Raw genomic sequence first — 7,965 nt, forward strand, 5'->3', positions numbered from 1 at the left:
TGAGAATGATACAATAAAGCGGATGTCAGATTTTTAATGGCTGAAAGGAAGGAATAATAAAATATGATACAAGTGCTGATCGTAGATGATGAAAAGTTGGAACGAGAGGGGATAAAATATCTTCTTGCCATGGAGGAGGGAGAGTGGAATATCAGAGAAGCTTCCAATGGAAGAGATGCACTGCAGATTCTGAAAAATGAGGAGACAGACCTGCTTCTTACGGATATTAAGATGCCGCATATGGACGGCCTGGAGCTTACTTCAAAGGCAAAAGAAATGAAACCGGGCCTTCAGGTTGTGATTTTCAGCGGATACAGTGATTTTACGTTTGCCCAGGAAGCGATCCGCTATGGGGTTACAGAGTATATGCTGAAGCCGGTGGAGCCGGAAAGCTTTCATAAGATCATAAATACAATCAGAAAAAATATTCTGAAGAAAAAAGAAAAGGAAACCAGAGAGCAAAAGGAACAGGACTTCCTTCAGGAATATTTTCTGGAAAGCTATTTTTATACAGGAAAAAAGGACATTCTGGAAAGATCAGAAGGAATGATCGACCTGGAAAAGTGGAACTGCTGGCATTGTGCGATCCTGATCGAATCGGATATGTCATTTTTTGATACAGCTGAGGAAAATTTTTCCACGGAGCTCCAGAAGGAGCTGAGACGGGTGTTCTTTTATCTGAACCTGAACAACCGGCAGTCCCTGCTTCTGTTTCAGGATCATTACTGTGATTACAGCCTTGTGGCAAACCATATTTATACGTTTCTGAAAAGAACCTATAAAGAAAGCTTTTATCTGGCGGTCAGCAGAAAGTTTGACGGATATGAATGTCTGACGGAGATCATGAGTCAGCTGGAGCAGCAGATGGAAGAAAAGTTTTATCATCCGGAAAAGCATATTTATTCCAATGATGAGGAGCATCTCAATATGGAAGTAAAGGAGGTGCAGGATTCCAGACTTTTGCAGCTGATCTCGGAAGACGTCAGCAGGAAAGATATCCAGCAGCTCAGAAAGCATTATCAGTGTCTGAAGGAAAAATACAGCGATAATACTCAATATTCTGCCATGTATATCAAGTTTGTGTTTTCCAATGTGATACAGGAGCTTTTTCAGGAGGATCAGTTTTCGGGGGAACGGAGAATTGAACATGAAATTGACCGTTTATATAACTGCAGAAACATTATGGAGATTCTGGAGGTGACAGAAGAGAACATCCGCGAGTACGAAAGCTTTCTGGAAAGATCTATGAGTGAATCAAGGAATGAGGTGGCTGCAGTAAAAAATTATATCTATCAGCATTATGCGGAAGATCTCAGTCTGGAAATTCTTGCGGAAAAGGTATATCTTTCATCCGGGTATCTGAGCTTTATTTTTAAAAAGGAAACAGGTATGAATCTGAACCGGTATATCCGTGTTTTTCGTATGAAAAAAGCAAAAGAACTGCTGAAAAATACAAATATGAAGGTGGCGCAGGTCAGCGAAAATGTGGGATTTGCCAATGTGTCTTATTTTTGCCGGAGCTTCCGGGAATATTACGGATGCAGTCCGGAATCCTACAGGAAAGGAACAGGAGAGGATGAGGAAGCTTTATCAGATCATTAAAAATATGAAGTACCGTCACAAACTGACACTTCTTCTGGTAGGAGCAAGTCTTGTTCCAATGACAGTTCTTGCTCTGTACAGCCATATGCGTATGAGCTCCTTTGTCCGTCAGAGGGAAATGGAGGATATGGAATCCATTCTGGAACAGACAAGGGAAAACATTGACAGTCAGGTTGCTGTGTACACCAGTCTGATTAATTATCTTACATATTCTCCGGATATTGAGGAGATTATCAAAGAAAAGAACATGGATAATTATACGGCATATGAGCAGTATACAAAGGTGGCGGATCCCCTCCTTTCAGTGCCAAAATCCTATCATGAAGCCATTAAACAGATTCAGCTGTTTGCGGACAGCATCCGGGTTGAACATGAATATACTCTTGTTCCGCTTAAAAAAATCCAGGAAGAGTGGTGGAGCAAAAGTATTGAGGAGGATGTAAGAATCCAGTGGGTAGTGAACGAAGAACGGAAAGAAGTTGCAGCAGTACGGAACATATATGACAGAAAGGAATTAGAGGCTGTACTGTGTATTACTCTGGATTATGATAAAATCTTTCAGGCCTTTGACAATATTACAGAGGATGAAACCGGCGGAATGATTGTGGATCCCAAAGGAAATATTCTGTATCAGGATGTAGCCCTGCCCGATATTCAGTCAGAAAGCGCACGTCCCGGGGAGGCGCTGGAAGCAGTGAAAAAAGAGTGCGCATGGACAGAAAGTGCCAGCAGGGAAAACAACTGGAAGTATTATCTTTTCCGGTCAAAGGCTTCTATTTCCGGGGCAGTGTCCAGACTTTTTCTGGAAGAAATTCCTCTGATCTGTATCTGTGGTGTGATTATTTTTGTGCTTGGAACATTTTTTTCCAGATTATTTACCAGAAAAATCGAAGAGCTGACTGCCAATATGGATCAGGTGAATCATGGCAGCCGGCAGGTTGTGGTATCCAGTGACAGTGAGGACGAGGTGGGAATCCTGATCAGAAGCTTTCGGAGAATGATGGATGAGATCAATCGTCTTATTGATGAGGTTTATGTCAATAAGATCGCCCTGAAGGAATTTGAACTGAAAGCGCTTCAGGCTCAGATCAATCCACATTTCCTTTATAACACCCTGTCTGCCATTAACTGGATGGCGATCAGGAGCAATCAGAAGGAGATAAGTAAGGTAACGCTGGCTCTTTCTACGTTTTACAGAACAGCCCTCAGCCGCGGCGAGGATATGGTGACCATGGAAAGCTGTATCAAAAACACAGAAGCGTATCTGGAAATCCAGCTTGTAATGCATAATCATGAATTTTTCGTACAGTGGGACACGGATTCTTCCATAAAAAACGAAAAGGTACCCAAGCTTCTGCTGCAGCCGGTGGTGGAAAATGCTCTGGAGCATGGACTGGACGAAAAAGAGGACGGAGAAAAAATCCTTTGTATTGCCTGTCTGGATAAAGGTAAGGAAATCCTTCTTTCAGTAACAGACAACGGACCGGGGATGGAGCCGGAAAAAGCAAAGACTCTGGTAACGTATCAGGCAAAAGGATATGGACTTAAAAATGTTCACGACAGACTGAAGCTTTTATATGGAAAAAAATCTTCTATCGGTATTTTCAGTCAACCGGGAATGGGAACAACAGTAGAGATAAGAGTGCCAAAAGAGGAGTACAGAGATGAAAATTAAAAGAATGGGAGCTGTGTTTTTCCTTGTGGTCTGTGTATTCTGCGGCTGCGGAAAACATGAAATATCTCACGAAAAAAACGGGCAGAACGTATCAGAAGAATACAGAAGGGCAATGGAAAAGGCAGAAACAACACCCTACGGGGCGTATCCGGAGCTTGTAACCTATACTCTTGCCCAGATCAGCGGAGCCAATAATTCCAATCTTCCGGAAGGAGATACGTATGAGGATAATGCCTATACCAGATACCTTCGAAAAATGCTGAACATACAGAATGATACCGTATATATGGATACAGAGGAGCGCTACAGTGAACTTGTAAATATTCTGGTAAAGGATCAGAATCTTCCGGATATAATGGTGGTTACAGACAGGGAGATCCTGAAGGAGCTGGTGGAAAATGATCTTGTGGAGGATCTTACAGAGGTATTTGAGAAATGTACGTCTTCAAGAATCAAAGAGATGTATGAAAGCTATGGAGATGCCCTTCTGAACTCCGGAAAATTCAACGGAAGGCTGATGGCTGTTCCGGAAACAGTGATCGACCACGGACCGAATCTTCTGTGGCTGAGAAAGGACTGGATGGAGGAGTTGGGGCTGGAGGAGCCGGAAACTCTTGAAGATGCTTTTGAGATCATAGATGCTTTTGTACAAAACAGAATGGGTACGGAAGATGGAGAAACTCCTGTGGGTCTGGCATGTGACACAAATCTTGTGGGTACCACAAGCTCCAGTTATTCGGTAGATCCTGTGTTTGACAGTTTTGGGGCAAATCCTCAGAGATGGATCAGTCAGGACGGAGAAATTGTTTACGGATCTCTGACAGAAGAAACAAAGGAAGCTCTTGATTATCTGCATAAGCTGTATGACAGAAGAATTCTGGATCGGAACTTTGCCCTGCGCGCTCCTAATAATCTGAGAGATCTGGTCGTAAATGGAAAATGCGGAGCTTTTTTCGGACTGTGGTGGACTCCTAATAATCCGCTGATGGAAAGCTATGAGAAAAACAGCGAAGCAGACTGGGAACCTTATTATCTCCAGGAACTGGCAGATAAAAATGTTTATGAATCCTTCAGGGATAATAAATATGTGGTAGTCCGCAAGGGCTATGAGCATCCGGAAATCGTGATGAAGATCATCAGCGTTCTTTTTGATTATACCAGGTATGAGGCAGAAGATGCCCGGGAGGTAAACGAATATTTTGCTTTGAATGTGGACCCTACTGCAAGACCGCTTGTGATCAATGTGGATTATAACGAAGCAACCTATCAGGTGACAGAAAATATTGAGGCAGCTTTGAATGGAAACTATCCGGAGGGAAATCTTACTGCCATTGAGCAGTCCTACTATCAGGCCTGCAGTTCCTATCTCAGCGGAAATGATTACACTGCGGAAGACTGGGCTGCATACAAATCAAGAATTTCAGCAGTAGGGCTTCTTGTAGATAAGCATTATACACCGGCTGTCAGAAGCTATCTGGATGATGCAGGCGGAGAAATCCCTCAATCCCTGCGCCAGTTTGAAACAAGTACGTTTATTCAGATTATTATGGGAGAAAAGCCTGTCAGCTATTTTGAAACCTTTGTAGAGCAGTGGTATCAGCAGGGAGGTCATGAGCTGACACAGCAGATACGGCTGTCAAATCCTTCTACGTGATTGAGGCTTGTGGGCTTTATTTATATGGATTCAGAAGCGAACATAAAAGTCAACAGCTATTTAGAAAAAAATCTAAATAGGTGTTGACTTTTTGTATATAGAGAGGTATATTCTATTTAGAAATATTTCTAAATAGTTTCATGAAAAGGAGGGATCAAATGTCTTTTGCAGCTACATTTAAGGCGCTGTCAGATCCTGTAAGGAGAGAAATTCTGCAGCTTCTGAAAAACGGAAAAATGTCTGCAGGAGAAATCGGCAGCCATTTTGATATGACCGGAGCTACCATATCGTATCATTTAAGTGTATTAAAAAAGGCAGATCTGGTATGGGAAACAAAAGTAAAAAATTATGTGTATTATGAGCTGAACACCTCAGTGGTGGAAGAAATCCTGCTGTGGCTGTCAGAGCTCACCGGTGAAAAAGATGAAGAAAAGGAGAGTAAGAAGTAATGCTGCTTTTGCAGCAGAGAATTTTCGACCGGAAAGATTATGAAACTGGAGGGATGATTATTATGATAAAAAGATACAAATGGACACTGTTTGCTGCCAGCCTTATGATTCTTTGCCCTATCATAGTTGGGATTATTTTCTGGGATCAGCTTCCAGATATGATTCCCACGCATTTCGGCAGTGACAATCAGGTAAACGGATGGACCAGCAAGCCTGTAGCTGTATTTGGAATGCCGTTATTTTTACTTGCTATGGAATTTTTCTGCGCATTTATGGTCGGCGCAGATCCGAAACGTAAAAATATCAACCAGAAACTGATGCGGGCTATTCTCTGGATGATTCCCATTCTTTCTGTGGTGACAAATCTGATCAGTTATGCAATTGCATTGGGAATGAGTGTGGACACAGGTATGGTTGTAAACATACTCCTGGGAATTATGTTTGTTATTATGGGAAATTATATGCATAAGATCAAACAGAACTATTCAGTAGGAATCAAACTTCCCTGGACACTGAACAGTGAGGAAAACTGGAACCGTACGCACAGAGTGGCCTCATGGCTGTTTATTATGGGCGGAGCTATTTTTGTGATCAATGGATTTCTGCAGTCAAAGTGGGTGCTTTTTGCATTCCTTGCCTGTGTGTTCCTGATTCCTGCAGGCTATTCCTTTTATCTTTATAAAAAAGGAATATAAAAATCACAGGCAACTTGATTAGCTGCCGCGCACCGGAAGCTGCCGGTATTCTGGACAATATATAAAAAATTCATAATAAAAACTGTCCCCTTTTAAAAGATAAAAATTGTGTATTTTAAAAAGCACAGATATCGATTAAGATATCAGTAATTCATGAAAAAAGAGGAGGCAGTTATTATGAACAATCAGAACAACACTATCACAAAACTTGCAGAAACCGCTCTTCTTGCAGCGCTCTGCTATGTAGCCTTTACATTTCTTCAGATAAAAATACCAGTGCCCGGAGGCGATGCTACTTCAATCCATATCGGAAATGCATTTTGTGTTCTGGGAGCGCTTCTTCTGGGCGGATGGTATGGAGGACTTGCCGGGGCCATTGGCATGACGGTTGCGGATCTTATGGATCCTGTGTATATCACAGGCGCTCCGAAGACCTTTATCTTAAAGCTTTGTATTGGTCTTATTACAGGACTTGTGGCTCATAAAATCGCAAAAATAAATGAGAGCACAGATAAAAAATATGTGTTTAAATGGAGTGTGCTGGCATCTGTAGCCGGACTTGCATTTAATGTGGTGGCAGATCCGGTGGTTGGATATTTCTATAAACAGTATATTCTCGGGCAGCCCCAGAAAATGGCAGAGGTTCTGGCAAAGATGAGCGCAATGGCAACATTTGTCAATGCAGTAATATCAGTGATTCTTGTTGCAGTGATATACAATGCGGTTCGCCCGGTGCTGATAAAAAGCCATCTTCTGGTGGTCGGACAGTGTAAACAGGCCGGCTGAAACGGGAAAATGGATTCAGGTAAAAGAATAAAAGTACAGGCGGCAGTTGTGAAAAATAAGATTCGCCCTTACAGATGTCAGATTATATTTTCTGCGGTTCTGTAAGGGCGATTATTTTATGAATTTTCCGGATTAAACAGGAGCAGGGAAAAAAGACGTATTTTTTCGTCCTGTGTCCAGCACAGCATATTGGCAGCGTCAGCCATTTTCTGGGCATCAATGCCGTAAGCTGACATACAGGAAAAACGTTTGTAAGGCCCGGCGCTGATGAGCAGAGGAGTGGTTTCTGCGTCAGCTTCCATTTTTTTATAAAGTTTTTCTGTAAGAATGTTATGGTTGTACTTTGCTTTTTTTACATCAAACTGTTCTTCAGGAGATTCCAGAACAGTCTGAAGAATCAGCGCCTTTTTATAATTCAGCGCTTTCCGGTGCATTTCTTCCGGTGTGCCGCATGCTGGCGGACAGGAGGATATCACATTAAAGTTCCCACAGAGATTTTCTTCGCAGAATTGCCGGTACTCCAGTACGAATACCAGGTCTTTCACATCAATAACAGCAGCATTGTTAAAGCCAAGAGTCAGGGCTTCTTTTATAAAATCCATATAAAATATCCGATCCAATCAGATGCATAAGATGATTGGAATTTTCCTTTCTCCCATGTTATGGGGAAGTGTGTATAGTGATAGAAAGTCTGATAGTATTATAACGCATATGGGAAGGAATGACCATGGTTTATTCTTCTATCTGTAATGAATACATTACTGTTCACAGGTTACTATCCCGCAAGGTGTTTTGGCATGTATAGCAAAAATTCTGAGGCATACAGGTCAAAATGCCATCATCGAAGGTGATTTGGAATGTATTTTAACCAGGTTACTGTGAAGGGCGTGAACAGTAATATAAATACACAGGAGGGGAATGATGGGATTCAATTTCACATAACAGCGAGATTGAAATGTTTGAGGGATTCCGGTTTATTAGAAAAAGAGTGTAAAAAGGTTAAAAAGACTTATTGAAAAAACTATTGAAAAATTTATAAAAAAAACAGTTGACAGAGGCGGAAGAAAGTGGTAAATTAATCTGGCTGTCACAAAGAAATGATTC

General features: G+C 41.7%; 7 protein-coding genes. 6 read left to right on the forward strand and 1 reads right to left on the reverse strand.

Annotated elements, in window-relative coordinates:
• Positions 1 to 63: 63 nt before the first annotated feature.
• The 6 genes from NSA57_RS10335 (at position 64) to NSA57_RS10360 (ending at position 6,861) form a co-directional block, all read left to right on the forward strand.
• Positions 64 to 1,602 (forward strand): response regulator transcription factor, encoded by a 1,539-nt coding sequence (locus tag NSA57_RS10335; RefSeq protein ID WP_257464784.1) that lies wholly within the window; start codon positions 64 to 66, stop codon positions 1,600 to 1,602.
• Positions 1,577 to 3,277 carry a cache domain-containing sensor histidine kinase gene (locus NSA57_RS10340; protein ID WP_257464785.1) on the forward strand — a complete coding sequence of 567 codons (1,701 nt, stop codon included), beginning with the start codon at positions 1,577 to 1,579 and terminating at the stop codon, positions 3,275 to 3,277. The genes NSA57_RS10335 and NSA57_RS10340 overlap by 26 nt, the downstream gene beginning before the upstream one ends.
• A complete protein-coding gene (locus NSA57_RS10345) occupies positions 3,267 to 4,931 on the forward strand; it encodes a type 2 periplasmic-binding domain-containing protein (RefSeq protein WP_257464786.1) in 1,665 nt (554 codons plus the stop codon). The genes NSA57_RS10340 and NSA57_RS10345 overlap by 11 nt, the downstream gene beginning before the upstream one ends.
• 158 nt (positions 4,932 to 5,089) lie before the next feature.
• Complete coding sequence (locus NSA57_RS10350) at positions 5,090 to 5,380, forward strand: autorepressor SdpR family transcription factor (protein WP_022067877.1); 291 nt, start codon at positions 5,090 to 5,092, stop codon at positions 5,378 to 5,380.
• Positions 5,381 to 5,442: 62 nt separating this feature from the next.
• On the forward strand, positions 5,443 to 6,075 hold the full coding sequence (locus NSA57_RS10355) for an SdpI family protein (RefSeq protein WP_147599655.1): 633 nt from the start codon (positions 5,443 to 5,445) through the stop codon (positions 6,073 to 6,075).
• Positions 6,076 to 6,252: 177 nt separating this feature from the next.
• Complete coding sequence (locus NSA57_RS10360) at positions 6,253 to 6,861, forward strand: ECF transporter S component (protein WP_147599654.1); 609 nt, start codon at positions 6,253 to 6,255, stop codon at positions 6,859 to 6,861.
• Between the two features lie 116 nt (positions 6,862 to 6,977).
• Here the strand turns inward: NSA57_RS10360 and NSA57_RS10365 are convergent, their stop codons facing one another.
• The gene (locus tag NSA57_RS10365; RefSeq protein WP_138271750.1) at positions 6,978 to 7,463 is read right to left on the reverse strand and encodes a DUF2284 domain-containing protein; all 486 of its coding nucleotides are present in this window, start codon (positions 7,461 to 7,463) and stop codon (positions 6,978 to 6,980) included.
• Positions 7,464 to 7,965: the final 502 nt, after the last annotated feature.

This window comes from Blautia caecimuris (genome assembly GCF_024622975.1).
Classification (GTDB): Bacteria; Bacillota; Clostridia; order Lachnospirales; family Lachnospiraceae; genus Blautia_A; species Blautia_A caecimuris.

Excerpts from the sequence above, each read along its gene's own strand:
- NSA57_RS10335 (WP_257464784.1), top strand. The coding sequence starts at position 64 with ATGATACAAGTGCTGATCGTAGATGATGAAAAGTTGGAACGAGAGGGG.
- NSA57_RS10340 (WP_257464785.1), top strand. The coding sequence starts at position 1,577 with ATGAGGAAGCTTTATCAGATCATTAAAAATATGAAGTACCGTCACAAA.
- NSA57_RS10345 (WP_257464786.1), top strand. The coding sequence starts at position 3,267 with ATGAAAATTAAAAGAATGGGAGCTGTGTTTTTCCTTGTGGTCTGTGTA.
- NSA57_RS10350 (WP_022067877.1), top strand. The coding sequence starts at position 5,090 with ATGTCTTTTGCAGCTACATTTAAGGCGCTGTCAGATCCTGTAAGGAGA.
- NSA57_RS10355 (WP_147599655.1), top strand. The coding sequence starts at position 5,443 with ATGATAAAAAGATACAAATGGACACTGTTTGCTGCCAGCCTTATGATT.
- NSA57_RS10360 (WP_147599654.1), top strand. The coding sequence starts at position 6,253 with ATGAACAATCAGAACAACACTATCACAAAACTTGCAGAAACCGCTCTT.
- NSA57_RS10365 (WP_138271750.1), bottom strand. The coding sequence starts at position 7,463 with ATGGATTTTATAAAAGAAGCCCTGACTCTTGGCTTTAACAATGCTGCT.